Source organism: Streptomyces odontotermitis (genome assembly GCF_050510915.1).
In the GTDB taxonomy this organism is placed as follows: Bacteria; Actinomycetota; Actinomycetes; order Streptomycetales; family Streptomycetaceae; genus Streptomyces.
On record NZ_JBNJLS010000004.1, the window covers coordinates 256,281 to 283,051 of the forward strand.

Annotated in this window: 23 protein-coding genes; 13 read left to right on the plus strand and 10 right to left on the minus strand. The window is 71.9% G+C overall.

What is annotated here, in order from left to right:
- Nucleotides 1–34: 34 nt before the first annotated feature.
- The gene (locus ACQB60_RS14585; protein ID WP_496926374.1) at nucleotides 35–1,312 is read right to left on the minus strand and encodes an extracellular solute-binding protein; all 1,278 of its coding nucleotides are present in this window, start codon (nucleotides 1,310–1,312) and stop codon (nucleotides 35–37) included.
- A gap of 177 nt (nucleotides 1,313–1,489) precedes the next feature.
- On the opposite strand from ACQB60_RS14585, the gene ACQB60_RS14590 reads away from it, so the two are divergent.
- The 8 genes from ACQB60_RS14590 (at nucleotide 1,490) to ACQB60_RS14625 (ending at nucleotide 10,780) form a co-directional block, all read left to right on the plus strand.
- Entirely contained in the window at nucleotides 1,490–1,714 is a 225-nt protein-coding gene (locus tag ACQB60_RS14590; RefSeq protein WP_496926375.1) for a dodecin, read from the plus strand.
- A gap of 64 nt (nucleotides 1,715–1,778) precedes the next feature.
- Complete coding sequence (locus ACQB60_RS14595; RefSeq protein ID WP_496926376.1) at nucleotides 1,779–2,270, plus strand: phosphatase domain-containing protein; 492 nt, start codon at nucleotides 1,779–1,781, stop codon at nucleotides 2,268–2,270.
- Nucleotides 2,271–2,334: 64 nt separating this feature from the next.
- Entirely contained in the window at nucleotides 2,335–3,348 is a 1,014-nt protein-coding gene (locus ACQB60_RS14600; RefSeq protein WP_496926377.1) for an MsnO8 family LLM class oxidoreductase, read from the plus strand.
- 64 nt (nucleotides 3,349–3,412) lie between these two features.
- Entirely contained in the window at nucleotides 3,413–5,758 is a 2,346-nt protein-coding gene (locus ACQB60_RS14605) for an ATP-binding cassette domain-containing protein (RefSeq protein WP_496926378.1), read from the plus strand.
- Nucleotides 5,759–5,953: 195 nt separating this feature from the next.
- Entirely contained in the window at nucleotides 5,954–7,129 is a 1,176-nt protein-coding gene (locus ACQB60_RS14610) for a LacI family DNA-binding transcriptional regulator (RefSeq protein WP_496926379.1), read from the plus strand.
- 76 nt (nucleotides 7,130–7,205) lie between these two features.
- Nucleotides 7,206–8,228: a sugar ABC transporter substrate-binding protein gene (locus ACQB60_RS14615; protein ID WP_496926380.1), complete on the plus strand. Its 1,023-nt coding sequence runs from the start codon at nucleotides 7,206–7,208 to the stop codon at nucleotides 8,226–8,228.
- A 12-nt stretch (nucleotides 8,229–8,240) separates the two neighbouring features.
- Nucleotides 8,241–9,758 (plus strand): sugar ABC transporter ATP-binding protein, encoded by a 1,518-nt coding sequence (locus ACQB60_RS14620; RefSeq protein WP_496926381.1) that lies wholly within the window; start codon nucleotides 8,241–8,243, stop codon nucleotides 9,756–9,758.
- Entirely contained in the window at nucleotides 9,755–10,780 is a 1,026-nt protein-coding gene (locus ACQB60_RS14625; protein WP_496926382.1) for an ABC transporter permease, read from the plus strand. Before ACQB60_RS14620 ends, ACQB60_RS14625 begins: the two co-directional genes overlap by 4 nt.
- Here ACQB60_RS14625 and ACQB60_RS14630 read toward each other — a convergent pair.
- The 5 genes from ACQB60_RS14630 to ACQB60_RS14650 all read right to left on the minus strand — a co-directional run bounded on the left by ACQB60_RS14630 (nucleotide 10,747) and on the right by ACQB60_RS14650 (nucleotide 17,227).
- Nucleotides 10,747–11,970 carry a glycosyltransferase family 2 protein gene (locus tag ACQB60_RS14630; protein ID WP_496926383.1) on the minus strand — a complete coding sequence of 408 codons (1,224 nt, stop codon included), beginning with the start codon at nucleotides 11,968–11,970 and terminating at the stop codon, nucleotides 10,747–10,749. The two genes, ACQB60_RS14625 and ACQB60_RS14630, sit on opposite strands and share 34 nt — an antisense overlap.
- 222 nt (nucleotides 11,971–12,192) lie before the next feature.
- On the minus strand, nucleotides 12,193–13,710 hold the full coding sequence (locus ACQB60_RS14635) for an acyl-CoA synthetase (protein ID WP_496926384.1): 1,518 nt from the start codon (nucleotides 13,708–13,710) through the stop codon (nucleotides 12,193–12,195).
- A 62-nt stretch (nucleotides 13,711–13,772) separates the two neighbouring features.
- A complete protein-coding gene (locus tag ACQB60_RS14640) occupies nucleotides 13,773–14,519 on the minus strand; it encodes a succinate dehydrogenase/fumarate reductase iron-sulfur subunit (protein WP_496926385.1) in 747 nt (248 codons plus the stop codon).
- Nucleotides 14,516–16,465 (minus strand): fumarate reductase/succinate dehydrogenase flavoprotein subunit, encoded by a 1,950-nt coding sequence (locus ACQB60_RS14645; protein WP_496926386.1) that lies wholly within the window; start codon nucleotides 16,463–16,465, stop codon nucleotides 14,516–14,518. Before ACQB60_RS14645 ends, ACQB60_RS14640 begins: the two co-directional genes overlap by 4 nt.
- 3 nt (nucleotides 16,466–16,468) lie before the next feature.
- Entirely contained in the window at nucleotides 16,469–17,227 is a 759-nt protein-coding gene (locus ACQB60_RS14650; RefSeq protein ID WP_496926387.1) for a succinate dehydrogenase, read from the minus strand.
- A 96-nt stretch (nucleotides 17,228–17,323) separates the two neighbouring features.
- Between ACQB60_RS14650 and ACQB60_RS14655 the strand changes: the two genes are divergently transcribed.
- Complete coding sequence (locus ACQB60_RS14655) at nucleotides 17,324–18,199, plus strand: LysR family transcriptional regulator (protein WP_496926388.1); 876 nt, start codon at nucleotides 17,324–17,326, stop codon at nucleotides 18,197–18,199.
- A gap of 71 nt (nucleotides 18,200–18,270) precedes the next feature.
- On the opposite strand, the gene ACQB60_RS14660 is transcribed toward ACQB60_RS14655, so the two are convergent.
- From ACQB60_RS14660 to ACQB60_RS14675, 4 genes are all read right to left on the minus strand, one after another.
- Entirely contained in the window at nucleotides 18,271–19,041 is a 771-nt protein-coding gene (locus tag ACQB60_RS14660) for a VOC family protein (protein ID WP_496926389.1), read from the minus strand.
- Nucleotides 19,038–21,179: a putative bifunctional diguanylate cyclase/phosphodiesterase gene (locus ACQB60_RS14665; RefSeq protein ID WP_496926390.1), complete on the minus strand. Its 2,142-nt coding sequence runs from the start codon at nucleotides 21,177–21,179 to the stop codon at nucleotides 19,038–19,040. Before ACQB60_RS14665 ends, ACQB60_RS14660 begins: the two co-directional genes overlap by 4 nt.
- A complete protein-coding gene (locus tag ACQB60_RS14670; RefSeq protein WP_496926391.1) occupies nucleotides 21,176–21,988 on the minus strand; it encodes an SAM-dependent methyltransferase in 813 nt (270 codons plus the stop codon). Before ACQB60_RS14670 ends, ACQB60_RS14665 begins: the two co-directional genes overlap by 4 nt.
- A 208-nt stretch (nucleotides 21,989–22,196) precedes the next feature.
- Nucleotides 22,197–23,183: an SCO0930 family lipoprotein gene (locus ACQB60_RS14675; protein ID WP_496926392.1), complete on the minus strand. Its 987-nt coding sequence runs from the start codon at nucleotides 23,181–23,183 to the stop codon at nucleotides 22,197–22,199.
- A gap of 617 nt (nucleotides 23,184–23,800) precedes the next feature.
- Between ACQB60_RS14675 and ACQB60_RS14680 the strand changes: the two genes are divergently transcribed.
- From ACQB60_RS14680 to ACQB60_RS14695, 4 genes are all read left to right on the plus strand, one after another.
- Nucleotides 23,801–23,986 (plus strand): hypothetical protein, encoded by a 186-nt coding sequence (locus ACQB60_RS14680; protein WP_496926393.1) that lies wholly within the window; start codon nucleotides 23,801–23,803, stop codon nucleotides 23,984–23,986.
- Nucleotides 23,987–24,001: 15 nt separating this feature from the next.
- Nucleotides 24,002–24,766: a bestrophin-like domain gene (locus ACQB60_RS14685; RefSeq protein ID WP_496926394.1), complete on the plus strand. Its 765-nt coding sequence runs from the start codon at nucleotides 24,002–24,004 to the stop codon at nucleotides 24,764–24,766.
- A gap of 41 nt (nucleotides 24,767–24,807) precedes the next feature.
- Nucleotides 24,808–25,032 carry a hypothetical protein gene (locus ACQB60_RS14690; protein WP_496926395.1) on the plus strand — a complete coding sequence of 75 codons (225 nt, stop codon included), beginning with the start codon at nucleotides 24,808–24,810 and terminating at the stop codon, nucleotides 25,030–25,032.
- Between the two features lie 238 nt (nucleotides 25,033–25,270).
- A complete protein-coding gene (locus ACQB60_RS14695; RefSeq protein ID WP_496926396.1) occupies nucleotides 25,271–26,605 on the plus strand; it encodes an alpha/beta hydrolase in 1,335 nt (444 codons plus the stop codon).
- The last annotated feature ends 166 nt before the right edge of the window (nucleotides 26,606–26,771 follow it).

Sequence of the window (26,771 nt, forward strand, 5' to 3'; positions counted from 1 at the left end):
GGGCCGAGCCGCCGGCGCCTCTCGTCGGGTCACCTCACGCCCGGCTCTCGTCCAGGGCCTCGGTGATCCGCCGGGAGGCCGCCCGCGCGGCCGGCGCCGGGTCCGCCCCCTTCAGGACCGCCGACATGTACGCCTTGATCGGGTTGTCCGCCTCGACCTCCGCCCAGCGGGGCGACGCGGGGGTGGCGCGCCCCCGCGCCGCCCCCACGGCCATGGCCGCGACGGCCTCGTCGCCCTCCACCACGCCGGCCAGGGTCGTCTTGTTGGGCACGTAGTTCATGGTCCGGGCCAGCTCGGTCTGCCACTTCTTGCCCGCGAGCGCCTCGATGACGGCCACGGCGCCCTTGCGGTTCCTGGTGCGGGCGGGCACCACCAGATCGGACCCGCCGGTGAAGACGGCGCCGGCCCGGGAGGCGGTCCTGCCGGGCACGGGAAAGTACCCGAGCTTCCCCTTCATGTCCGGGTTCTTCTGCTCGATCGCACGCGCGGCGCCCGGCACGGCGACGATCTGCGCGATGTCGCCCTTCGCGAACTCCCCGGCCTGCGGCGGGTGTTCCTCGTCCGCGCCCCGGGGCCCGTCACCGAGCGCCTGCAGCCGCCGGTAGAAGTCCATGCCGCGCAGCGCCGCCGCCGAGTGCAGGGCGCCCTCCCAGGTCCCCGCGCGCTCCTCGGCGAGCTCGCCGCCCTCGTCCCAGATGAACCCGGCGAGCGTGTACCAGTCCTGCCCCGCCAGGTAAATGCCCTGCTGGGAGCCGGAGTCGAGGCGCCGGGTGTCGGCCAGCCACTCGTCGCGGGTGCGCGGCGGGCGGCGGATCCCGGCGCGGGCGAACAGCTCCTTGTGGTAGATCACGACGCGGTTCGCCGCGTACCAGGGGATGCCGTACTGGCTGCCGCGGTAGCTGCCCGGCTGGGCGAGGCCAGGCAGCCATTCGTTCATGCCCAGGTCGCGGGCGGACTCCAGGGTGAGGTCGTCCAGGCCGCCCTCGTCGACGTACTGGGCGACCTGCGTGTTGCCGACCTCGATGACGTCCGGCGCCCCGTCGCCGCCCCGCGCGAGGGCCGCCTTCACCTTGGGGCCGATGCCGGTCCACTCCTGGACGTGGATGTCGAGGGAGAGGTCGTCGTGCTGCTTCTCGAAGTCCTCGGTGAAGCTCTTGACGAATCCGGCCGAGGCGCTGCCCCGCATCAGCCAGACGGTGACGGTGCGCCGCTTCTCGCCGCCGCCGGGCAGGGCTCCGCAGCCCGCGAGGAGCGGGCCGCCGGCGAGGGCGAGCGGGAGGGACAGGAGGGTTCGGCGGGAGGTCTGGCGCACGTCGGTCACTTTCTGCCTGCGGACAGGGAAGGGGGCCCGACGTGGGGAGAGCCGGTGGCTCGAACGGGATGGGGCAGGAGTTTGGTATAGACCAAAGCGCCGGTCAAGAGGCTGGACAGAGGAGCCGCCACTACGGTGGAGGTCATCCCACCGCGGCGGAGAGGAGCACACCCCCTCATGTCCAGCCACACCTATCGCGTCACCGAGATCGTCGGCACCGCGCCCGAGGGCGTAGACCAGGCCATTCGCAACGGCGTCAGCCGTGCCTCGCGCACCATCCGCAACCTCGACTGGTTCGAGGTGACCCAGGTTCGCGGCCACATCGTGGACGGCGAGATCGAACACTTCCAGGTCGGCCTGAAGGTCGGCTTCCGCCTGGAGGACGAGGACGAGGGCGCATAGCCCGCGGGCCGACGAGGGGCCTCTTGGGCGAGTGGGCCCGGGCGGCCCTCCGTAGGCTGGTCACGTGACCCACGACAGCCGCAGACCTCTGGCCGTGTTCGACCTCGACGGCACGCTCGCGGACACGGGGCACCGCCAGCGGTTCCTGCAGCGCAAGCCGCGCGACTGGACCGCCTTCTTCGCCGCCGCCCCGGACGATCCCCCGCTCGCGCCAGGGGTCGCCCTCGCCCTGGAGAGTGCCTCCGAGTGCGAGGTCGTCTACCTCACGGGGCGCCCGGAGCGGTGCCGCGCGGACACCGTCGACTGGCTGGCGCGGCAGGGGCTGCCCACGGGCCGGATCTGGATGCGCCGCGACCACGACCGGCGCCCCGCCCGCCGCACCAAGCTGGAGATCCTGCGCAGGCTCGCCCGCGACCGCGAGATCCGCATGCTCGTGGACGACGACGAGCTGGTCTGCGTCGACGCCGAACGGGCGGGCTTCACCGTCGTACGGGCCCGCTGGGCCGAGGAGTCGGCGGAGCTGCGGGACGCGCAGGAGCGGGAGGGGCGCACCTGAGCGCTCCGAGGAAGCTCGCCGTCCGCTCCGGGAATCCTGACGGCGCCCACACGTTGAAGGCAACGTGAGCTCTCTGATCGAAGAAACCCGGTTCTCCGTCCTCGACCGCTCCCGCACCCGGGAGGGCTACGAGGGCCCGCAGGCCCTGCGCGACACCGTGGCGTTCGCCCGCGAGATCGAAGGGCTCGGCTACCACCGCATCTGGGTCTCCGAGCACCACGGCGTGCCCGGCGTCGCGGGCTCCGCGCCGACGGTGCTCGCGGCGGCCGTCGCGGCGGCGACCCGGTCCATCCGGGTGGGCACGGGCGGCGTGATGCTGCCGAACCACCAACCCCTCGTGGTGGCCGAGCAGTTCGGGGTCCTGGAGTCCCTCTTCCCCGGCCGGATCGACATGGGGCTCGGCCGCTCCGTCGGCTTCACGGACGGCGTCCGCAGGGCCCTCGGCCGCGACAAGCACGACGCCGACGACTTCGCCGCGCATCTGACCGAGCTGCTCGCCTTCTTCGAGGGCAGCTCGGACACCGGGGTGCACGCGCGCCCGACCGAAGGGCTCACCGTCCCGCCGTACGTCCTCGCGACCGGAGAGGGCGCCACCATCGCCGCGCAGGCGGGTCTGCCACTGGTCATCGGCGACCCCCGGGGCCGCGAGAAGATGCTCCGCGCCATCGACGCCTACCGCTCGGCGTTCCGCCCCTCCCCCTGGACGCACGAGCCGTACGTCGTCGTGGCGGGCACCGTCGCCGTCGCCGCCACCGAGGAGGCCGCCCGCCGCCTGCTGATACCGGAGGCGTGGTCCATGGCGTACTCCCGCACCCACGGCACGTTCCCGGCCCTGCCGCCCGCCGAGCGCGTGGAGTCGCTGACCAGGGTCATGACGGAGAAGGAGCGCGGCTTCTACGAGTCCGGGCTCCGCGGCCACATCCACGGCACCGAGGAGCAGGTCACCGACCAGCTGGAGACCCTGCTCAAGGAGAGCGACGCCCAAGAGATCATGGTCACCACCAGCACCTACGACCGGGAGGGCCTCGTGGACTCCTTCCGCCGCCTGGCCCGGCTCGCGAGTCTGGTCCCGGCCTGATTCCTTGGTGACACCCTAGAATTCTGGGGTTTGCCCAGCACCGCCCGCGTACGGAGTCCGTCCCATGTCCCACCCCCACGATCCCTACGTACGCGTCCGGGGCGCCCGTGAGCACAACCTCCGGGGCATCGACGTGGACATCCCGCGCGACGTCCTCGCCGTGTTCACCGGGGTCTCCGGCTCGGGCAAGTCCAGCCTGGCCTTCGGCACCTTGTACGCGGAGGCGCAGCGGCGCTACTTCGAGTCCGTCGCCCCCTACGCCCGCCGCCTCATCCATCAGGTGGGGGCTCCCAAGGTCGGGGAGATCACCGGGCTGCCGCCCGCGGTCTCGCTGCAGCAGAGCCGCTCGGCGCCCACCTCGCGCTCCTCGGTCGGCACGGTCACCACCCTCTCCAACTCGCTGCGGATGCTCTTCTCCCGCGCGGGCAGCTACCCGCCGGGCGCGGAGCGCCTGGACTCGGACGCCTTCTCGCCGAACACGGCGGCCGGGGCCTGCCCGGAGTGCCACGGCCTCGGCCGGGTGCACCGCACCACGGAGGCGCTGCTCGTCCCGGACCCCGCCCTGTCCATCCGTGACGGTGCCATCGCCGCCTGGCCGGGCGCCTGGCAGGGCAAGAACCTCCGCGACGTCCTTGAGACCCTCGGCCATGACGTCGACCGGCCGTGGCGGGAGCTGGACCAGGCCGACCGCGACTGGATCCTGTTCACCGACGAGCAGCCGGTGGTCACGGTGCACCCGGTCCGGGACGCGGGCCGCATCCAACGCCCTTACCAGGGCACGTACATGAGCGCCCGCCGCTATGTCATGAAGACCTTCGCGGACTCCAAGAGCCAGACGCTGCGCGCCAAGGCGGAGCGCTTCCTGCAGAGCGAGCCGTGCCCGGCCTGCGGCGGGAGCAGGCTGCGGCCCGAGTCGCTCGCCGTCACGTTCGCGGGCCGTACGATCGCCGAGCTCGCCGCGCTCCCGCTCGCCGAACTGGCCGCCGCCCTCAAGGGCGCCGACGCCTCCGAGACCGCGCGGGTGCTCACCGAGGACCTGCTCGCGCGCATCGCCACCATCACCGAGCTCGGCCTCGGCTATCTCTCGCCGGACCGCCCCACACCGACGCTCTCGGCGGGCGAACTGCAGCGGCTGCGCCTGGCGACGCAGCTGCGCTCCGGTCTCTTCGGCGTCGTCTACGTCCTGGACGAGCCGTCGGCCGGGCTCCACCCCGCCGACACCGAGGCCCTGCTGACGGTCCTCGACCGGCTGAAGGCCGCGGGCAACTCCGTCTTCGTCGTGGAGCACCACCTCGACGTCGTCCGGCACGCCGACTGGCTCGTCGACGTCGGGCCGCACGCCGGGGAGCACGGCGGGCAGGTCCTGCACAGCGGGCCCGTGGACGCGCTCGCGGACGTCACGGACTCGGCGACGGCCCGCTTCCTCTTCGACGCCGCTCCCCCTCCCGTACGTGAAGTCCGCGCGCCCCGCGGCTGGTTGAAGGTCGGCCCGGTGACCCGGCACAACCTCCGCGAGGTCGGCGCCGAGTTCCCCCTCGGTGCCTTCACGGCCGTCACCGGGGTGTCCGGATCCGGCAAGTCGACCCTGATCGGCGAGATCACCGAGGAGCTCGACGGCGTGGGCCGCCTGGTCTGCGTCGACCAGAAGCCGATCGGCCGCACCCCGCGCTCCAACCTGGCCACCTACACCGGCCTCTTCGACGTGGTGCGCCGGGCCTTCGCGGACACGGACACGGCGCGCGCCCGCGGTTACGGCGTCGGCCGGTTCTCCTTCAACGTCGCGGGGGGCCGGTGCGAGACCTGCCAGGGCGAGGGCTTCGTCAGCGTGGAGCTGCTCTTCCTGCCCAGCACGTACGCACCGTGCCCGGACTGCGCCGGGGCGCGCTACAACCCCGAGACCCTCGAAGTCACCTACCACGGACGGAACATCGCGCAGGTCCTCGACCTGACCGTCGAGGCCGCCGCGGAGTTCTTCGCCGGCGCGGGCACCCCGGCCGTGGAGCGCAGCCTGCGCACGCTCCTGGACGTGGGCCTCGGCTATCTGCGGCTCGGCCAGCCCGCCACCGAGCTCTCCGGCGGCGAGGCCCAGCGCATCAAGCTGGCGAGCGAACTGCAGCGGCTGCGCCGCGGTCACACCCTGTACCTCCTGGACGAGCCGACGACGGGCCTGCACCCGGCCGACGTCGAGGTCCTCATGCGCCAGCTCCAGGGGCTGGTCGACGCGGGCCACTCGGTCGTGGTGGTCGAACACGACATGGCGGTGGTCGCGGCCGCGGACTGGGTGATCGACCTGGGCCCCGGCGGCGGCGACGAGGGCGGCCGGATCGTGGCGTCGGGTCCCCCGGCCGAGGTGGCCTCGGTCGCGGGGAGCAGGACGGCGCCGTACCTCGCGCGGGCGCTGGGCCGCTAGCCGGGCCCATCCGCGGGCCCACCCGCCGGCCTGCCCGCCGGGACGCGGCCGCCGCCGAGGGCCGGTTCGCCCCCTTGTGGTCGCACTCCCTCCTTCCCATAATCCTGCATCAACACGAGTTGCCAACTCGTGTTGATGCGCCATGAGTTCACCCTCGCCCCGCACATCCCGGCCCACCGACCACGGGAGTCCGGCATGGCAACTCGGCAGGACGTGGCACGGCTCGCGGGCACCTCGCCCTCGGTCGTCAGTTACGTGCTCAACAACGGTCCGCGATCCGTCGCCCCGGCCACCAGGGAGCGCGTCCTCGCCGCCGTACGGGAGCTCGGCTACCGGCCCAACGCGGTGGCCCGCTCGCTGCGGATGAACCACACGATGACGCTCGGCCTGGTCGTGCCGGACGCCGCGAACCCCTTCTTCGCGGAGCTGGCGCGCGCGTTGGAGGACCACGCCTGGGCGGCCGGCTACACGCTGCTCGTCGGCAACAGCGTGGACGACGCCGGTCGCGAGGCCGGGTACCTGCGCACCTTCGTGGACCGCCAGGTCGACGGCCTCGTGCTCATCCCCTCCCACGGGGACCGGCCCTGGCGCGCCGAGCTGGCCCGCTCCGGGGTGGCCTGCCTGGTCCTGGACCGGGAGCTGGACGGGGTGGGCACCTCGCACGTCCTGGTCGACAACGCCCGGGGCTCGCAGGAAGCGGTGCGGCACCTGCTCGGGCACGGGCGGCGGCGGATCGGCTGCGTGGCCGGGCCCGTCGGGATCCGGCCGACCGTGGACCGCGTGGCCGGCTGGCGCACCGCGCTCACCGAGGCGGGGTTCACGCCCGGAGTGGACGGGGCTGTGGGGCGTCGGGGCGAAGTCCCGCTCGCGCACTGCTCGTTCGGGCGCCTCGCCGGCTACCGCACGGGGCTCGCGCTCCTTGACCGGGATCGGCTCCTGGACGCCCTGTTCGTGACGTCGGACCTGCAGGCCGCGGGCGTGATGCGAGCGGCGGCCGAGCTGGGCGTCCGGGTCCCGGACGACCTGGCGATCGTCTCCTTCGACGGCATCGCGGCCGCCGCCTACACGAGCCCGGCGCTGTCCACGATGCGTCAGCCCTTCGAGGAGCTGGGGCGCCTCGCGGTGCGGCGGCTGCTGGCCCGTGTCCGGCAGCCGGACCTGGCACCGACCCGGGACGTGCTGCCGGTGACGCTGCTCGCACGCGGCTCCTGCGGCTGCCCCGACCCGGCGGGCGGCGTACCCGCCGAGACACCTGCGGACCAGCCTGGCGACACCTCTCCGGACGAGCCCGCCGAGAGCGCCCCGGCCCCGGACGCGGCCACGAAGAGCACCCCCGAAGGGAGTTGTCCCGAAGGGAGTTGCCCCGACTGAGCGCGGGCCGTCGCCGCCCGTACGCCCGCCGACGCACCCACGAAGCAGAGAACACCCGACCGGAAGGCAGTACGCGATGAAGCGCACGACCGTTCCCGCTCCCGTTCCCGCTCCCGTTCCCTCGCCCGCTCCCGTCCCCTCACGCCCCCTCCTCTCCTCCCTCGTTCTCGTCCTCGGCGCCGCGACGGTCCTCACCGCCTGTGGCCAGGAAGGCGACGGCGCTGCCGCCGACAAACCGGGCGACGGCGGCCGGCCCACCGTCTGCCTGGTGATGAAGTCCCTGGGCAACGAGTACTTCCAGGTCATGCAGAAGGGCGCCGAGAAGCACGCGAAGGAGCGCGGCGACCTCGACCTGAAGACCAGCGGCATCCAGAACGAGACCGACATCGACGGCCAGGTCGCAGCCATCAACAAGTGCGTCACCCAACAGGCCGACGCCCTCGTCATCGCGCCCGCCGACTCCCGCGCCCTGGTGGCGCCCCTCAAGCGCGCCGAGAAGCAGGGCCTGAAAGTCATCAACATCGACGTGAAGCTCGACGACGGGGCGCTCAAGTCCAACGACATGAAGGTGCCCTTCGTCGGCCCCGACAACAAGGCGGGCGCCCGCCTCTCCGGCGACGTACTCGCCAAGAAGCTCGGCAAGGGCGCCTCGGTGGTGCTCCTGGAGGGCAGCCCGGGGGCCGACAACGCCCGCGACCGCACCGCCGGGTTCCGCGCCTCCGTCAAGGCGGGCGGGCTGAAGCTGGTCGACTCCAAGACGGCCCACTGGGAGACCGACGAGGCGTACAACATCGTCAGCAACATGCTCACCGCCCACCCCGGCATCAAGGGCGTCCTCGCCTCGAACGACTCGATGGCGCTCGGTGCGCTCAAGGCCATCGACGCCAAGAAGGCGGACGTGAAGGTCGCGTCGTTCGACAACATCGAGGCGATCAGGCCGTACGTGCAGAAGGGCCGGGTCGTCGCGACGGTCGACCAGTACGCGGCGAAGCAGGCCGCCGACGGCATCGACCAGGCCATGAAGGCGGTCAAGGGCGACGAGCCGACGGGCTGGGTGAAGACCGACGTGAAGGTCGTCACCGCCGACGACCTGGGCTGACGGAGGCCCCGCATGAGCTCACAGCGGCAGCCCGTACTCGAAGTGGCGGACGTCTCCAAGGCGTTCCCCGGCGTCGTCGCCCTCGACGGGGTCCACCTGGATCTCGTCCCCGGCGAGGTGCACGCCCTGCTCGGCGAGAACGGCGCGGGCAAGTCGACCCTCGTCAAGATCCTCGCGGGCACACAGGCACCCGACGCCGGGTCGCTGCGCCTGGGCGGCGAGCCGTACGCGCCCCGCGACGCGGCGGCCGCCATGCGCGCCGGAGTGCAGGTCGTCCACCAGGAACTCAACCTCCTGCCGCACCTGACCGTCGCCGAGAACCTCTTCCTGCAGCATCTGCCGCGCCGCTTCGGCTGGTTCGTCGACCGGCGCACCCTCCACCGCGAGACCGAGCGGCTGCTCGCCGAAGTCGGCCTGGAGACCCGGCCGCAGACCAAGGTGGAGCGGCTCGGCATCGCCCAGATGCAGCTCCTGGAGATCGCCAGGACCCTGCGGCAGGAGTGCCGCGTCCTGGTGATGGACGAGCCGACCGCCACGCTCACCCCGCGCGAGAAGAAGCGGCTCTTCGAGCTGCTGCGCGCGCTCACCGCACGCGGCACCGCCGTCCTGTACATCTCTCACCACCTTGAAGAGGTCTTCGAACTGGCGGACCGCATGACGGTGTTCCGCAACGGCCGCCATGTGGTCACCAGGGACGTCGCGGGCACGGACACGGCCGAGGTGATCCGTCTGATGGTCGGCCGCGACCTGGCGCAGGAGTACCCGCCGTACGCGGAGCGCGCCCTGGGGCCGGAGCTGCTGCGTGCCGAGGGGCTGCGGCCGCGCGGCGGCGCCCCTGTGTCGTTCGCGCTGCGGGCCGGTGAAGTCGTGGGCGTGGCGGGCCTGGTGGGCTCGGGGCGCACCGAGACCGTGCGGGCGCTGTTCGGCGCCGACCGTCCGGCGGGCGGCCGGGTCCTGGTGCGCGGCCGCCCGGTGCGGGTCCGTGGCCCGCGCGACGCCGTGCGCCACGGCATCAGCCTGCTCACGGAGGACCGCAAGGGCCAGGGCCTCGTCCTCGACCTGTCGGTGGGGGCGAACGTGTCGCTCGCCGCCACCCGCAAGGTGTCCCGGGGCGGGCTGCTGCGCCGGGGCGAGGAGGACCGGCTCGCCCGCGAGGCGGTCGACCGGCTCGGGGTGCGAACTCCCGGCGTACGCACGGCCGTTCGCACCCTGTCCGGCGGCAACCAGCAGAAGGTCGTCCTCGGCCGGTGGCTGCTCGCGGGCACGGACGTCCTCGTGGTCGACGAGCCGACGCGCGGCATCGACGTGGGCGCCCGCTACGAGATCCACCAGCAGCTGGTCGACCTCGCCGCGGACGGCAAGGCGCTCCTTGTCGTCTCCTCGGACCTGTCCGAGCTCATGGGGATCTGCGACCGGATCCTCGTGTTCTCCCGCGGCCGGATCGCGGGCGAGGTGGGCCGCGCCGGCTTCGACAGCTCCCGCATCCTGAGCCTCGCCTACTCGGGCTACGTGAAAGGAGTCCGCGCATGACCTCCACCCCCGCCCTGGAACTCAAGGAACCCAAGGGACCCAAGGAGAGGGGCACCGCCGCGTCCCTCACCCGGCAGGCGATGGGCGAGGCCGGGATCGGGGTCGCGCTGCTCGCACTGGTGGCTGTGTTCACCCTGGCCGCGCCCAAGTTCGCGACGACCGGCAACCTCACCCACATCGCCACCGAGATCACCCTCAACACGATGCTCGCGGTCGGCCTGACCTTCGTCATCCTGGTCGGCGGCATCGATCTGTCGGTGGGCTCGGTGATGGCGCTGTCCGCCGTGGTGGCGGGCGACGTCCTCACGAACAAGGACCTGTCGGCGCCGGTGGCGGTGGTGCTCGCCGTCCTGGTGTCGGTGGGGGTCGGCATGGTCTGCGGCCTCATCAACGGCTTCGTCTCGGAGACCTGGCGCGTGCCGTCGTTCATCGTCACGCTCGGCATGCTCAACGTCGCCCGCGGCGCCGCCCTCGACTACACGGACGCCAAGACGCAGTACGACTTCCCGCGCGGTTTCAGCCGCTTCGGCACGTCGACGCTGCTCGGCGTGCCCGCCCTGTTCTGGATCGCGCTCGTGATGGTCGCGGTCGGCCATCTGGTGCTCACCCGGACCGTGTTCGGGCGGCTCGTCTTCGCGATCGGCTCGAACGAGGAGGCGGTACGGCTCTCCGGGCACCGCACCTCCGTGGTGAAGGTCGCCGTGTTCGTCATCGCGGGCTTCGCCGTCGGCATCGCCGCGATCACCTACATGGCGCGCCTGAACATCGCCTCGCCGATCCTGGGCGGCGGCTACGAGCTGAGCGCGATCGCGGCCGTGGTGATCGGTGGGGCCTCCCTGTCCGGCGGCAAGGGCTCGATGATCGGCACGCTGCTCGGCGCGTGTCTGCTCGGCGTGCTCACCAACGGCCTTCTCCTGATGGGGGTTTCGGACTTCCAGCGCCAGATGATCACCGGTGGCGTGATCATGGTCGCGGTGGTGGTGGACCATTACCGCGACCTCCTCGCCGCCCGGCTCGGCTGACCGCCCACCCGGCCCGGCCCGGCGCGGCCGACGGCTCCGACACCGCCGGACGGCCCGACACCCCCGGCGGGCCCGGCCGGGCGCCCCTTCTCGTACACCCGCAGCCCCCGCGAGACCCCGAGCGGCACCAGAGCGAGCTCGACGACCAGCGCCTTCCACGCGTAGTACAGGTTGACGGCCTTGGTGGCGTACACACAGGGGATGTTGGCCAGGACGCCGACCAGGGACAGCCCGCGGCGGCGGGCCGCGTACACGAGCGGTGGCGCGGTGAGCAGCATCTCCGCCCCCGCCCACCAGGCGAGGCTCCCGCCCAGGGTCCGCTCGGTGGTGGCCGCGAGCAGGAAGGGCGTGGCCCACCACAGCGGCGCCGTGACGATCTCGACGAGGGCCAGCAGGATCCACAGCGCCAGCATCGGCTTGGCCGTGAGCGAACGGCCCAGGTGCAGCCGCACGTTCTGGCAGAAGCCCGCCATCCACCGCCACACCTGCTTGCGCAGATAGGTCAGCGTCTCGGGGTCCGCCGCCCAGGCCACCGCGTCGCTGACGTAGAGCGCCCGGCGGCCCGCGAGCTGCTGGGACCAGGTGAAGTCCATGTCCTCGACGATGGTGCGCTCGGGAAAGCCTCCGAAGACCACCAGGTCCGCGCGGCGGAACACCGAGCAGCAGCCCGAGCAGACCAGCGGGCTCCCGGCCGCGTGCTGGATGGGCCGGTGCCAGTGGAAGCCGAACAGGTACTCCACGGAGCGGCCCCGCTCCCAGACCGTCCGGGTGTGCCGCGTCTGGACGTTGCCCGCCGCGACGACCACCTCCGGGTCGTCGAAGACCGGCACGACGCGCTCGATGTAGTCGTCCGCGAGGACCGTGTCGGCGTCGACCGCGAGCACCAGCTCCGTGGTGCAGTGCGGCAGGGCGTAGTTCTGTGCTCGGGCCTTGCTGCCGAGGTTCGCCGGTGGCCGCAGCACCGTCGCCCCGTACGCCGCGGCCACCTCGCCCGTGCGGTCGGCGGAAGCGTCATCGACCACGAGCACGCGGTCCGGCGCGACCGTCTGTCGCGCGAGCGAGGCGAGGGTCGCCGGGAGCCCCTCCTCCTCGTTGTGCGCGGGCACGATGACCGTGACGCCGCGCCGACCGCCCGTACCTGAATCCTCCGCCGCGCCTGCTCCCGGCTTCAGCCCTGCCCTCGTACCCATACCGAACTCCCCCGATTTTCCGCACCGCGCCCGCACCGAGCACGATCAGTCCCACCACGCCGTAGACCAGCGTGCTGATGCCGATGAACGGCAGTCCTCCGTGCATCCCGCCCTCCCCGTGATCCATCGACAGATCACGCTAGAGGAATCGGGCACGCGACATCCGGAGCCGGGCATTCCTGTGGAAAACTCGGAATCAGTGCAGGCAGCGAGGTCGCGGAATCAGCGGCGGTCCTTCCAATAGGCCCGCCGCAGCGCCGACTTGGCCAGCTTCCCCGTCGGCGTGCGCGGCAGCTCCGCCGCGAAGTCCACCGACCGCGGCGCCTTGTAGTGCGCGATCCTCCCGCGCACGAACGCGATCAGTTCACGCCCCAGCTCGGGGCCCGCGGCCACGCCGTCCTCGACGCGCACCACCGCCTTGACCGCCTCCCCCAGCTCCGGGTCCGGCACCCCGATCACCGCCACGTCCGCCACCGCGGGGTGCAGCACGAGGCAGTCCTCGGCCTCCTGCGGATAGACGTTCACGCCGCCCGAGATGATCGTGAAGGCCCTGCGGTCGGTGAGGAAGAGGTAGCCGTCCTCGTCGACGTGGCCGATGTCGCCGGTCGTGGTCCAGTTGGGGTGGTCGGGGTGCTGGGCCTGCCGGGTGCGGTCCTCGTCGCCGTGGTAGCGGAACGGGAGTTCCTCGCGCTCGAAGTAGACCGTGCCCGTCTCGCCGACGGCGAGCTCCTTGCCGTCCTCGTCGCAGACGTGCAGCTCGCCGAGGAGCCCGGCGCGCCCCACCGAGCCGGGCTTGCGCAGCCATTCGTCCGGGCCGATGAAGGTGATCCCGTTGCCCTCGGTCGAGGAGTAGTACTCGTACAGGATCGGCCCCCACCACTCCATCATCCGCTGCTTGACCTCGACGGCGCAGGGCGCGGCCGCGTGGATGGCCACCCGCAGCGACGCCAGGTCGTGCCGCGCCCGCACGGCGTCGGGCAGCTTCAGCATCCGCACGAACATGGTCGGCACCCACTGGCTGTGCGTCACGCGATGCCGCTCGATCGCGGCGAGGGCACCCTCCGCGTCGAAGGAGTCCATGAGCACGACGGTCCCGCCGGTCGCGGTGACCGTCCCGCTGAAGCGCAGCGGCGCCGCGTGGTAGAGGGGCGCGGGGCAGAGGTAGACGGTCTGTTCGTCGAAGCCGTACATGGCCTTGAACAGGGGGGTGTAGGCGGTCGGTTGCTCGCGCACGTCGCCGTCGGGGAGCTTCGGCTCGATGCCCTTGGGGCGGCCGGTGGTGCCGGAGGAGTACAGCATGTCGGCGCCGAGCGGCTGGTGCGCCGGGGGCTTTGCGGACGCGGCGGCCAGGGCCGCGTCATAGGTCCCGTCGTCGAAGCAGAGGCGTTCCGCGACGGGCGCCACCTCCTGTACGCCGGCCGCGAGTTCGCTCAGGGAGCCCGAGTACACCAGGGCGTCGGCGCCGCAGTCCCGGACGATGTACGCGGCCTCGTCGGCGGTCAGGTGGTGGTTGACGGCCGTGAGGTAGAGGCCCGAGCGCAGCGCCGCCCAGTAGACCTCCATGACCCGGGGGTGGTTGTCGGAGAGGAGGGCGAGGTGGTCGCCCCTGCGCAGTCCTGCGGCCCGCAGATGGTCCGCGAGCCGCAGGGAGTTCTCTTCGAGGTGTCCGTAGGTGAGGGTCCGGCCGCCGTCGGCGGTGACGACGGCCGGGGTGGCGGGGTCGTACGCTCCGGGATACATGGCGGGACCGTACACCGGTCATGTGACGCCTCGTCAGAGTGCGTACGGCTCCGGCTCCATGGCTACCGGCCGGCCTTCCGCGTGGCCCGCAGCCACTCCTTGTTCATCGCCGCGATGGACGGCAGCGGGATCCCCTTCGGGCAGGCCGTCGCGCACTCGCCGGTGAGCGTGCAGCCGCCGAAGCCCTCCTCGTCCATCTGCGCCACCATGTCGAGGACGCGGGTCTCGCGCTCGGGCGCGCCCTGCGGCAGCACGTTCAGGTGGTTGACCTTGGCCGAGGTGAACAGCATGGCCGAGCCGTTGGGGCAGGCCGCGACGCAGGCGCCGCAGCCGATGCACTCGGCGTGCTCGAAGGCGAAGTCCGCGTCCGGCTTCGGCACGGGCGTGGCGTGGGCCTCGGGCGCGGCACCGGTCGGGGCGCTGATGTAGCCGCCGGACTGGATGATCCGGTCGAAGGCGGAACGGTCGACGACCAGGTCCTTGATGACCGGGAAGGCGGCGGCCCGCCACGGCTCGATGTCGATCGTGTCGCCGTCCTTGAAGGACCGCATGTGGAGCTGGCAGGTGGTGGTGCGCTCGGGCCCGTGGGCGTCGCCGTTGATCACCAACGAGCAGGCGCCGCAGATGCCTTCGCGGCAGTCGTGGTCGAAGGCGACGGGGTCCTCACCCTTGACGATGAGCTCTTCATTGAGCGTGTCGAGCATCTCCAGGAAGGACATGTCGGAGGAGATGCCGTCCACTTCGTACGTGGACATGGCTCCTTCTGCCTCGGTGGTGCGCTGTCGCCAGACGCGCAGGGTGAGCTTCATGCGTAGCTCCGCTGAGTGGGGTGGACGTACTCGAAGACGAGGTCTTCTTTATGAAGGACGGGGGCAGCACCGGTCGCGGTGAACTCCCAGGCGGCCGCGTACGCGAACTCCTCGTCCCTGCGGGCCGCTTCGCCGTCGGGTGTCTGGGACTCCTCGCGGAAGTGGCCGCCGCAGGACTCGGCGCGGTGCAGGGCGTCGAGGCACATGAGCTCGGCGAGCTCCAGGTAGTCGACGATGCGGTTGGCCTTCTCCAGCGACTGGTTGAACTCCTCGCCGACCCCCGGGACCTTGATGCGGCGCCAGAACTCCTCGCGGATCTGCGGGATCCGCTCCAGGGCCTTGCGCAGGCCCGTCTCGGTGCGGGCCATGCCGCAGAACTCCCACATCACCTCGCCCAGTTCGCGGTGGAAGGAGTCCGGGGTGCGGTCGCCGTCGACGGCGAGGAGCAGTTGCAGCCGGTCCTCGGTGTCGGCCAGCACCTCGCGCACGACGGGGTGTTCGTCGTCCACGGCGTCCTGATGGGGGTGGCGGGCCAGGTAGTCGTTGATGGTGGACGGCAGCACGAAGTAGCCGTCGGCGAGGCCCTGCATGAGCGCGGACGCGCCCAGCCGGTTGGCGCCGTGGTCGGAGAAGTTGGCCTCGCCGACCGCGAACAGGCCGGGGATCGTGGTCTGCAGGTCGTAGTCGACCCAGAGGCCGCCCATCGTGTAGTGCACGGCGGGGTAGATCCGCATCGGCACCTCGTACGGGTTCTCCGCGGTGATCCGCTCGTACATGTCGAAGAGGTTGCCGTACTTCTCCTCGACCTTGTCGCGGCCCATGCGCCGGATGGCGTCCGCGAAGTCCAGGTAGACGCCCTGCCCGCCGGGCCCGACGCCGCGCCCCTCGTCGCACACGTTCTTCGCGGCGCGCGAGGCGATGTCGCGAGGGACCAGGTTGCCGAAGGACGGGTAGATGCGCTCCAGGTAGTAGTCGCGCTCGTCCTCGGGGATCTCGTTCGCCGGCCGGGTGTCGCCCTTGGCCTTCGGCACCCAGATCCGGCCGTCGTTGCGCAGCGACTCGCTCATCAGGGTGAGCTTCGACTGGTGGTCCCCGGTGCGCGGGATGCAGGTGGGGTGGATCTGCGTGAAGCAGGGGTTGGCGAAGTAGGCGCCGCGCCGGTGGGCGCGCCACACCGCGGTGGCGTTGGAGTTCATGGCGTTCGTCGACAGGTAGAAGACGTTGCCGTACCCCCCGGAGGCGAGCACGACCGCGTCCGCGAAGTACGTGTCGATCTTGCCCGTGACCAGGTCGCGGGCGACGATGCCCCGCGCGCGTCCGTCGACGACGATGACGTCCAGCATCTCCGTACGGGGATGCATCTCCACGTTCCCGGCGGCGATCTGCCGCGACAGGGCCTGGTAGGCGCCGAGGAGCAGCTGCTGTCCCGTCTGCCCGCGCGCGTAGAAGGTGCGCGATACCTGGACGCCGCCGAAGGAGCGGGTGTCGAGGAGCCCGCCGTACTCGCGCGCGAAGGGCACGCCCTGCGCCACGCACTGGTCGATGATCTCGACGGAGATCTGCGCGAGGCGGTGGACGTTGGACTCGCGGGCCCGGAAGTCACCGCCCTTGACGGTGTCGTAGAACAACCGGTGGATGGAATCCCCATCATTTCGGTAGTTCTTGGCGGCGTTGATGCCGCCCTGCGCGGCGATGGAGTGGGCGCGGCGCGGCGAGTCCTGGTAGCAGAACTGCACGACGTGGTAGCCCTGTTCGGCCAGCGTGGCGCCCGCGCTGCCGCCCGCGAGGCCGGTGCCGACCACGATGACGGTGTGCTTACGGCGGTTGGCGGGGTTGACGAGCTTCGCCTGGAAGCGGCGGGTGTCCCAGCGCTCGGCGACCGGGCCGCTCGGGGCCTTGTGGTCGACGACGGGCTCGCCGGTCTCGTACTCGACGTAGGAACTCATGGGTCAGCTCACCACTCCGGTCATGACGGCCACGGGGACGATGACGAAGCCCGCCGTCAGCAGCAGGGCAACTCCGTTGGCAAGGGGCTTGAGGACGCGGTCGCGGGTCGCGGTGCCGACGCCGAGGGTCTGCGCGGCGGCCCACAGGCCGTGCCGGACGTGGAGGCCGAGCGCGAGCATCGCGACGATGTAGATGACGTTGCCGTACCAGGTGGAGAAGGTGTCGATCACGTTCTGGTATGGGTGCAGGTGCTGGTACCCGTCCGGGTGCACCGTGCCCGTCGTCAGGTCGAGGATGTGCCAGACGATGAAGAGGCCGAGGATGACGCCGCCCCAGCGCATGGTGCGCGTCGCGAAGCTCGCCGCGGCCTTCTTGTGCACGTACTGCGTGGGGCGGGCCTTGATGTCGCGGCGGCTCAGCTGGTACGCGGAGACGGCGTGCGCCACGACGGCGAGGACGAGCCCGGCGCGCAGCACCCAGAGCGTCCACTCGTAGTGCATGACCGGCTCGCCCATGGTGCGCAGCCAGCGCGCGTAGTGGTTGAACTCCCCCGGGCCGAAGAAGATCTTGAGGTTGCCGACCATGTGCGCCACGAGGAAGGCCAGCATCATCAGGCCGCTGACCGCCATGACGGTCTTCTTGCCGATGGTGGAGTCCCACAGAGTGCGCACCAGGGACGGGCGCTTCTGCGGAGGCGTCCTCCCCGTGCTCGGTTTCGGACGTTGGTCCGCCGGTTTGTCCGTCCGCGTTGCCAGAGCCATGCCAGGAACGCTACGGCCGAAAGTCCCGATCGGTCCAAGACATGGATCAGCTCATCTCAATAGCGAATGCCTATCGACCCACGTACCCTGGCGTTCATGCAGTTCCAGCAGCTCCTCTACTTCGTCGCCGTCGCCGAGACCCGGCACTTCACCCGCGCCGCCGAGCAGGTGCACGTCTCGCAGCCCTCCCTCTCCCAGCAGGTGCGGGCTCTGGAGAGCGAGCTGGGCGCGGAGCTGTTCAGCAGGGCGCGCGGGAACATCGCGCTCACCGACGCGGGCGAGGCGCTGCTGCCGCTGGCCCGCCGCATCCTCGCCGACGCCGACACCGCCCGCATCGAGGTGCAGGAGCTGGCCCAGCTGCGCCGGGGCCGCATCCGCCTCGGCGCGACCCCGAGCGTCTGCACCGGCCTGCTCCCCGAGGTGCTGCGCGCCTTCCACGACCGCCACCCCGGCATCCAGCTCCTCCTGGAGGAGGGCGGTTCCCACGATCTCGTACGTCAACTGGCGCGCGGCGCCCTGGACCTGGCCCTCGTCGTGCTGCCCCTGCCCAGCCCGTCCCCCGCCCTGACGACGGTGGAACTGCTGCGCGAGGACCTGGTCGTGGTGGCCGCACCGGACGCGCCGCCCCTCGGCAAGCGGGTGCGGGTGGCCGACCTGGAGGGCGAGCGCCTCGTGATGTTCCGGCACGGCTACGACCTGCGCGAGCTGACCGTCGCCGCATGCCGCGCCGAGGGCTTCGAGCCCGAATTCGCCGTGGAGGGCGGCGAGATGGACGCGGTCCTCGGTTTCGTACGGGCGGGGCTCGGCGTCGCCGTCGTCCCGCGCATGGTGGCCGAGCGGGCGGGCAGCGACCTGCGGGTCGCTCCGCTGGGGCGCCCCGGGCTGCACCGGACGATCGCGCTGGCGCACCGCAGCGACGTGGCACCGCCTCGCGCCGCGCGAGAGCTGCAGAAGCTGTTGCTGTCCCGGTAGCGGCGCCCTCTCGGTGGGCCGACCTCTCGGGGCTCCGCCCCCGGACCCCATGTCCTCGAACGCCGGGCAGGCTAAAGCCCTCGGTCCGGATCGCGTCCCGTCAGGCAGTACAGGCCACCCGCCGGGTCCCGCATCACGATCCAGTGCGCCCCCTCCGCCACAAAGCTCGCCCCCAGCCCCTCATGCCACCGGCGGCACGCCTGGCGGTCCGAACAGGCCACATCCACATGGGCGTTGGCGGGCCTCTCCTCCTCCAGCCGCTGCACCAGGATCTGCACGGGAAGTTCCGCCGGGGACAGGACGTCGTGGAACTCGGGCCGCGAACCCGGCGTCGCTTCCCAGCCGGTGAACGCCGTCCAGAAGGACACCTCCGCCGCGTAGTGCGACGGGGCCGCGTCCACGCACACCTGGTCGAGGCGGCTCCGGTCGCCGGCCGGGCCCGTCACGGGGGCGGGCCGGATCTTCTCGCCCTGCCACGGGACCAGACAGAACTCCTGCCCGCCGGGCGAGCGCAGCACCTCCAGGCCCTCCTCCGCGAAGACGGGCACGGCGCCGAGCTCGCGGGCCCGCAGGCTCGCGGCAGCCATGTCGTCGACCGCGAAGTCCAGGTGCGCGCCGCCCGCACCCTCCACCGCCTGGGCCTTCACGAAGGCGTCGGCGCCCGCGGCGTGCGGCAGGAGCGTCGTGAACTGGCCCCACTCGCCCCGGAGTGCGGAGCGCTCCGTGTCCGTGACCGCCGCCCAGAAGTCGACCGCCCGCGCGAAGCCCGCGACGGGGCGGTCGACGAACGCGTACACCCAGCGGATGCCGTGGGTCACGGCCCGGTCGTCCCGTGCGTTCATCCCGTGGCGTCCACGAGCGCCAGCTGGTGGAGCCGGTCCGGCGGGCCAGGGCGGGCGTAGTACCAGCCCTGGGCCGTGTCGCAGCCCAACTCCCGCAGCTGGTCGGCCTGTGCGCCCGTCTCGACGCCCTCGACCGTGACCGCGAGGTCCAGGCTGTGGGCGAGCGAGACGATCCCCTCGACGATCTTCAGGTCCGTGGGGTCGGCCGGGTAGTGCTGCATGCCCTGGGTGAAGGAGCGGTCCAGCTTGAGGACGCTCACGGGCAGGCGGCGCAGGTTGGCGAGGTTCGAGTAGCCGGTGCCGAAGTCGTCGAGGGCGATGTCCACGCCCATCTCGGCGAGCCTGCGCAGCGGTTTGAGCAGGTCGTCGTCGGCGCCGATGAGCGCGGACTCGGTGACCTCCAGGCACAGGGCGCTGGGCTCCAGGCCGTTGCGCTCCAGGATCTCCACGGTGTCGGAGACCAGGCCGGGATGGGTGAGCTGGCACGGCGAGAGATTCACGTTGACGCGCAGCGGACCCGCGTCGGCGTGCCGGGCCTCCCAGGTGCGGGCCTGGCGCACGGACTCCTCCAGGACCCAGCGGCCGAGCGGCACAATCAGGCCGGTGTGCTCGGCGAGCGGGATGAACCGGTCCGGGCCGATCACGCCGTGCTGCGGGTGCAGCCACCGCACGAGCGCCTCGGCACCGCGCACGCTGCCGTCGCCGAGCCGTACGAGGGGCTGGTACTCGATGAAGAACTCGCCGCGCTCCAGGGCGGCGGGCAGCGCCGTGGTCAGGCCGTGCCGCGTGATCGCGCGGGCGTCGGCCTCGGGGTCGGCGAGCTCGTAGCGGTTGCCGCCCGCGGACTTGGCGCGGTACATGGTGATGTCGGCGCTGCGCAGCACCTCGGCCGCGCCCCGCTCACCGGCCGGGCCCTCCACTATGCCGATGCTGCCCCGCACGGTCAGCTCACGGCCGTCGACGCGGATCGGCGTGGTCAGGGCGTTCATGATGCGCCCGGCGAGCTCGTCCACCTCGGTCTCGGTGTCGGGCCCGGTGGTCAGCGCCACGAACTCGTCGCCGCCGAGCCGGGCGACCATCTCGCCGGGGGCGGTGGCACAGGACTGGAGGCGGTCCGCGACCTCCACCAGGAGCCGGTCGCCGGCCGCGTGCCCGAGGCTGTCGTTGATGGTCTTGAAGCCGTCGAGGTCGAGGTAGCAGAGCCCGAACCGGGCGTCCTGGCCGGCCGCGAGGGCCTTCTCCAGGCGCTCGAAGAACAGCGTCCGGTTGGGCAGTCCGGTGAGCGCGTCGTGCGTGGCCTCGTAGCGCAGACGGAGGTTGAGCAGCCGCCGCTCGGTGGTGTCCTCCATGAGCGCCAGCTGGTACTGCGGCGCGCCGTCGGCGTCGCGGAGCAGCGAGACGGTCAGGTTGGTCCACAGGACGGTGCCGTCGGGCCGGTAGAAGGCTTTCTCCACGCGGTAGTGCTCGCGCTCGCCGCGCACCAGTTCCTCGTACAGGCGCCAGACGTGCGGCGAGTCGTCGGGGTGCGTCCAGGTGAGGACGTTGCGGCCGCGCAGCTGGTGCTCCAGGCCGCCGAACATCCCCACGAGTGCGTCGTTGACCTCGAGGACCGTGCCGTCCAGGTCAGCGATGCCGATGCCGATCGCGGCGCCGTGGAAGACCGCGCGGAAGCGGGCCTCGCTCGCGTGCAGGGCCTCGGCGACGGCGCTGCGGGCGGAGAGCGCGGCGCGGGATATGGCCTCCTGCTCGGCGAGGGTGCGCTCGCGCAGCGCCCCCGCGAAGCCCGCGGCCATGGCGTGCTGGAGCCGCGCACTGCGGGCGCGCAGCTCCTCCTGGTCGCCGTCGCCGCCGCAGTACAGGACGAGGTAGGCGTCCACGCAGTCGAGGCTGCGGCTGAGGGCCTCCGGGTCGGTGCAGTGCGTGCCGATGAGCGCGGCGCCGACGCCCTGTCCCTCAGCCGTCGCCGTGTTGATGGACGCGTCGTGCAGGGCGTCGCTCAACCGCCGTGCGAGCGGCACCAGTTGCTGCTCGAACTCGGGGCGGGTCAGCGACGTCGCGGTCACCGGGTAGATCGCCCGGCTCCAGATCGTCGCGAACCTGCGCAGTCTGTCCTCCGGTCCGTCCGGCTCCCGGTTCACGCCGCGCGCCCCACGCCCGCGTAACCGGAGAAGGCATAAGGATCCTCCTCCTGGGGAGCGGTGTCGGGCCGCCACTGCGGCATCGGCACGAGCCCGGGTTCCACCATGTCGTATCCCTCGAAGAACCGCGCGATCTCCTCGCGCGAACGCATGATCAGCGGATTGCGGATGTCTCGGTAGACGTCGACTGCTTTTCCTGCCTGCTCCTGGGGGATGGGAATTCCTTCGTACGAGGCGTGTGTCAGGGCGATGAGGCTGCCGGGCGCGAGCGCGTCCCGCAGTTCGGCAACCGCGGCGTAAGGATCGTACGCGTCCTCCACGAAGTGCAGGACGGCGACGAGGAGCAGAGCGACCGGCCGGTCCAGGTCAAGTAGAGCGTCTACTTCAGAACTTCCCAGAATGTCCTGGGGTTTACGCAGATCGGCGGCAACGATTCCGGATTGTTCGTCGCCGTCGAGGACCTCGCGGCTGTGCGCGACGGCCACCGGGTCGCGGTCGACGTAGACGACGCGGGCCTCGGGCGCGGCCTCCCGCGCGATCTCGTGCACCGAGCCGAAGGTGGGGATTCCGGCCCCGATGTCGAGGAACTGGGTGACGCCCTCGGACACGGAGTGGCGCACGGCCCGGCGCATGAACGCCCGGTGCGCCTGCATGATCTTGGGAATTCCCGGCATGAACTCCATGACCCGCCGGGCCGCCACCCGGTCCACCTCGAAGTTGTGGGAGCCGCCCAGGTAGTAGTCGTGCATGCGGGACACGCTGGGGCTGGTGATGTCGATGCCCTGCGGGGCCCAGGCAGGACGCACCATCGATTCTCCAAGACGTAGGCGTAGGCGAGCCGGTGTTCGAGCTGAGGCTACTGATCGTCCGCCAGCGGAGCGAGCCAAAACGGAAATTGGCCGTCCGTTCTCGGTCACTGCCTTTGGCAAGTGCCGAAATCGGACGGCCGGTACGGATCACATCACTCCGGATCCTGCCGGACACTCCTTCCTTACCGTCTGTGCGTGACCCCTGTCGTCACTTCTTGCCCACGGGCTTGCCGTCGGGTCCCGCCGCGTACCAAGTGCCGCCTACGCCCTGGCCGTTGGTGTCGCCCGGCTTGGTGTCACCGGAAAAGGTGTACAGGGGCCAGCAGTTGATGGTCTGCTGCTTGCCGCCGTCGGGCCGGGTGTAGGTCATGTAGCCCTTCTTCTTGATGCCTTGGGTGTCGCTCTTGGGCACGGGGGCGACGGCGGGCCACTTCTCGGAGCAGGCGCCCGCGCAGGCGGACTTGATGGGCCAGGCGGAGTCCTTGGTGAAGCGGTAGACGGTCATGCCGTTCTTGTCGACGACGATGGTGCCGAGCTTGGGGTCCTTGCGGGTGGAGAGCCCGGCGGGGTCGGCGGGCTCGGCCGCGGCGGGGGCCGCCTTCTTGCCGTCGGGCGCGGATGCGAACCACGTCCCGCCCACGCCCTGGCCCTTGGCGTCGCCGGGCTTGGCGTCCATGGCGTACCGGTACATCGGCCAGCCGTCGAGGGTCAGTTGCTTGGTGCCGTCGGACCGGGTGACCGAGCCGAGCAGCGACTTGTCGACGCCGGGCGCCGCGACGGCCCCTTCGGCGAGGACCGGGGGCCAGGTCTTCGCGCAGTCCCCGGAGCAGGTGGAGGCGGGGGGCTGGGCGGTGTCCTTGTCGAAGCGGTAGAGGGTGAAGCCGCCGCTGTCGGTGACCACCCGGCCCAGCTTCTTGCTTTCCCACACGGCCAGTTGACCTGCGGACTTGGCAGCCGCGCCGCCCTTCGCCGCGCCGGAGCCCGAGCCGTACCCGTCGCCGGAGTCGCCGTAGCCGTCCCCGCCGCCGTAGTCACCGCCCTTCGCCGGGTTCGCGTTGCCCACGGACTGGCCCTTGGGGGACGCGTCGCCCTTGTCCTGGCCGCACGCCGTCGTCAGCGCCAGCAGGGCGGCAGCTGCTGCCACGAGCGAGGCATTCCGCCGTGCCCGGAGGGAACTCCCGGAAAAGCGCTGCATCTCTGACTCCCGTTGTTCTCCTGGGTGGTGTGGCGCCGGATGCGTCACACATGGCCCTAGGTACGGGTGCCAACGGCCGCCGCGTTCAACGGGATCTCAAGATTCTCCGGTCAACTCCCGTTCCCCGTACCCACGTTCGGGGCAATCAGGGGCGGCTACCGGCGTACTCGGACGGCGCTTGTCACATGATCCCCCTCGTGCATGGATCTTCGAGGACCCCACGCGCCCGCCGCTCACGGCTGTGGGCGCTCGCGGGTCTCGCCCTGATGTTCGGCGGCGCCGGCCCGGCGTCCGCCGCCCCCGCCGACGACTGCTCGTACGCCTCGGCCAGCAGGGACGGACCGGGCCACAGCGGTGTGAATCCAGACGATGCGGGGTCAACCGGCGCCGTGGCGGTCGCGGGCGACGGCCCGTCGTGCTCGGCGGGCCCCGGCCCCCGGCCGACGCGGCACCCGCCGCACGCCCCGTCCCCGCGCCCGACCCACCACCCCACAACGGCCCCCCGCGCCCCCGTACCGCCGACCCCCGAGCCGACACCCACATACCGGCCACCTTCCCCGACTCCCCCATCATCCCCGCAGGTCACACAGGGCGCACCGCCCTCTCCCCCACGCTCCATGCCCCCAACTCCCCACCTCCGCGGGCCCGTTCGCCGCGCCCCCGCACCCGCCCCGGTGCGCTACCCCGCCTACCACGCACCACCTCGCCCGGCACCCGTCCGCGACGGCCCGTCACTGGTCTCCCTGACCCTGCTGATCACCGCGCCCGCGGTGCTCGCCGTCGCCGCCCTGCGCCCGCGCTGACCGCTGGAGGAACCCTTGTCGGAATGGCTTGTTCTCACCCTCGCGATGGCGGCGGCATGCTCCGTGGTCCTCGTCATCACGCTCCTGCGGCACCGCACGGTCCGCGCGGACGAGGACCCCACGGAGACGCCCGACGTCATCGAGTACATGACGATGATGATCGGCGTGGTGTACGCGATCGTGCTCGGCCTCGCGATCGCGGGCGTCTGGGAGGCGCGGGGCGCCGCGGAGGACCACGTCCGCGCCGAGGCCCAGGCGCTGCACGAGATCTCCGAGCGGGTCCGGGTCTACCCCGCCGGCGAACGGGACCGCGTGCGCGCGGACGTGGACGCGTACGTCGGGCACGTGGTGACGACCGAGTGGGACACCCTCACCGAGCGGGGCGAGCTCACCGGCCGGGGCCAGCAGCTCCTGGACCGCGTCCGCCACGACCTCACCGACTACGCGCCGCGCACGGACCTGGAGGCGCAGGCGTACCAGCCGCTGCTCGACCAGGCGGCCGCGGCGGACCGGGCCCGCGCCGACCGGGGGGACAGCGCGGGCGCCACCATGCCGGGCGTCGTGTGGTTCGGGCTCATCGCCGGGGGCCTGGTCACGGTCGGGATGGTCTTCGCCCTGCAGATCCGCCGCACCCCGCGCGAGCTCGTCCTCGCGGGTCTGTTCTCCGCCCTGATCGCGTTCCTGCTCTTCTTGATCTGGGACTTCGACGCCCCGTACAGCCGGGGCATCTCGGCCACCGCCGAGCCGTTCCTGACGCTGTTCCCGGGCGCCGGGGGCTGACGCCGGGTGCGCCGGGCCCCGGCTCGGCGCACTCTGGTGACATGCCCTGGCAGACACCCATCGTGGTGCACTCCCCTGATCCCGACGGCGGACGACGCGTGACCGTGCGCGGCCAGTACGCGGGGACGGCCCGGTCGGACCACGAGCTGGTGGAGGTGCTGCGCCGGGCGGGGCTCGGCGAGGCCGACATCGCCCTGGACGATCCGCACCTCGTGGAGTGGCACGGGGCGGCAGCGCACGCCTGGGGCGCCGCCCGGCACCTGTGACCGAGCCAGCCATCCGTCCGTCCGTCCGCCTGCCCGCCCGTCCGATTTGACTGATTAGCACCCATTGCTATGGTTTTTAGTGAGCGGACAGATGGTGCGTTCAAGTCCACCCAGCTCCACTGCGCGGGGCTGTAGCTCAAGGCAGAGCGGTCCGCTCGCCTACTTCCCCTCGGGGCCGGCCTGCTGGCCGGCCCCGAACCCGTGGTGCGGACGCCACGGTACGCAGACCGTCGGACGGATGGGGACGCGCGTGGAGCGGACGACGCCGCTGGCCTCCGGGCCTTTGGACTGGTCACTGGTCACGGGGGCGGTGCCGCTCGTCGTGGAGATCCTCGGCGCGGCCGGCCTCGCGGTGCTGCTCTTCTCGCGCGACCGGCGCTGGTGGCTGCGGTGGCTGCCCGTCGCGGTGGTCCTCACCGTGCTCCTGACGTACCTCGTGAAGCTCGTCGTGGATGACTGGTGGCAGCCCTTCCCCGACAAGCTCCCCTCCGACGTCCTCTTCTGGATCGGCGTCGCCCTGCTCGGGGTGCTGCTCGCCGTGTTCCGCATGCCGACGCTGCGCTGGCGCGGCCGCCTGGGTGCGGTCGTCGCCGGAGTGCTCGTGGTGGTACTCGGCTGCTCCGAGATCAACATCCACTACGACAACTACCCGACCCTGCGGACCATGCTGGGCCCGGAGGGCACGGTCAGCCTCAAGGACGCGACCGGCACCAAGGAGAAGACCCTCGACGTCCCCGAGGGCGAGCCCATCTCCGCGGTGTGGAAGGCCCCGAAGGACCTGCCCGCCAAGGGCACCGTGTCCAAGACCCCGATCCCGGGCACCAAGTCCCACTTCGGCGCCCGGGACGCGTACGTCTATCTGCCGCCCGCCTACAAGGCGTCGCCGCGGCCACTGCTGCCCGTGCTCGTCCTGATGGCCGGTCAGCCCGGCGCCCCGCAGGACTGGATCACCTCGGGCCAGCTGCCCGACATGATGGACTCCTACGCCGCCGACCACGCGGGCCTCGCCCCGATCGTCCTGGTCGTGGACCCGCTCGGCTCCTCCTTCGACAACCCGCTGTGCATGGACTCCAAGCTGGGCAACGTCCAGACGTATCTCGCCGAGGACGTCCCCGCCTGGGCCGCCTCGCACCTCCAGGCGTCCACCGACCGCAAGCAGTGGGCGATCTCGGGCCTCTCCAACGGCGGCACCTGCTCCCTGCAGATGGCGGTGAACGCGCCGCAGCGCTACGGCAACTTCGTGGACATCTCCGGCCAGGACGAGCCCACGCTCGGCAACCGCCAGAAGACCGTGAACGCGGCCTTCGGCGGCAACGAGGCGGCCTTCGAGAAGGTCAACCCGATGAACGTGATGGCGCGCAAGAGCTTCCCCGACACCGCGGGCGTCTTCGTCGCCGGCGAGGACGACTCGGTGTACGGGCCGCAGGCGAAGAAGGTCTACGCCGCCGCGCAGAAGGCCGGGATGAAGGTCGAGCTCGTGGAGCTGCCCGGCGGGCACAGCTGGCAGGTGTGGCGCCCGGGCCTGGAGAAGAACCTGCCCTGGCTGGGCAAGCACACGGGCCTCACCAACTGAGACACCCGCGCCCAGCACCCCGCCCGGCACCCCACCTGACGCCCCACCTGACGACGCGTCCGACATCACGCCTGACGCCGTGTCGGCCCGCCGCCGCACCGGCCCGCCGCCCTGACACACCGGTGGGCCGCAGCCCGCCCGCGACACCCGCCCGTTCCCCTGTCCG